Annotated in this window: 1 protein-coding gene and 1 pseudogene; one reads left to right on the top strand and one right to left on the bottom strand. The window is 71.1% G+C overall.

What is annotated here, in order from left to right:
• A pseudogene (locus G6021_RS17625) lies at window positions 1–189 on the bottom strand (hypothetical protein); the annotation flags it as partial.
• Window positions 190–249: 60 nt separating this feature from the next.
• Here G6021_RS17625 and G6021_RS15595 point away from each other — a divergent pair.
• The coding region (locus G6021_RS15595) for a hypothetical protein (protein WP_182638818.1) at window positions 250–1,109 on the top strand (860 nt) is incomplete at its 3' end.

Here is a 1,109-nt window from a genome sequence, read left to right as displayed (position 1 = left end):
CCGCCAGCCGAGCCATCCGGCCGCGAGGGTGGCCAGGGTGAAGAACACGGTGTCGACGACCTGGCCGGGCAGCGCCGGCCGCACGTCGTCGTCCCGCACCTTGGACGGCAGGCGGGCGTAGACCGGGGGCGCGGTCGGCGCGGACCGCTCCGCGCCGGGCGTCTGCACCGCTCGCTCACTGGTGGACATGGCTAGACGATAGTCGGCGGTACCGGCCGTGCGGACCGCGATGACTGCCAGAATGTCCCCGTGCCCACGCCCGATCCGACCCCGGCCAGCAGCCGGGGTGTCCACGAGGAGTACCTGCGGTCGCTGGGACTGCCGCTGATGATCGTCCCGTCCACGCGGTCTCGCGAGATGCTCATCCGCTCCGCCGGAGTCAGCGCCGGTCTCGCGGTGGCCACGTCGGGTCTCTCCGCGTTGGACCGCTCGAACGATTACGCGGTGGCCCTGCTCGAGCGGGTCGGTGAGGATTCACCGGAGCTGGACGACATCGGGATCACAGATCCGATCATCCTGCTGCTCCTGCTGGCGCTCGGCTTGTTCGCCGCCGCGCCCTTGCTCGGGTGGCTGGTGGCCCGCGTGGTGCGACGCCTGGACCGGGTGTCCGGCTCGGTCGTCGGTCTCGTCTCGGCGGTCGCCCTCGTCGTGGCGGCACCTCTCACCTTCGAGGCCCATGACGGCCCCGGCCCGGCCACCACCTCGCTCCTCCTGGCGGGGGTGCTGGTGGGTACCTACATCGGTGTGGGTTCGCTGGTGCGCTGGGCCGCGCGGCGGGTCCGGCGCGAGCTCGGCACCATGGGCCACATGGTGGCCCGGGTCCTGCCGGTCCTCATGTTGGCCGTGCTGTTCCTGTTCTTCAGCGCGGAGATCTGGCAGGTGATGGTGGCGCTGTCCTGGCCGCGGACCTTCGCCGTGGTGGGCGTCATGGGTCTGCTCACCGTCCTGCTGGTGGCCATCACCACCCGGGACGACCTCCACGACGAGCTGGAGGCGCGGGCGCCGGGCCGGGAGCTGCGGATGTCCGAGCGGATCAACATCCTGCTGGTCCCGGTGCTGGCCACCCTCATCCAGGCCGTGTTGTTCGCCTGCCTGGTGTTCCTGTTCTT

Source organism: Dietzia sp. CW19, assembly GCF_014145265.1.
Classification (GTDB): Bacteria; Actinomycetota; Actinomycetes; order Mycobacteriales; family Mycobacteriaceae; genus Dietzia; species Dietzia natronolimnaea.
This window is presented reverse-complemented; position numbering and strand designations above follow the sequence as displayed.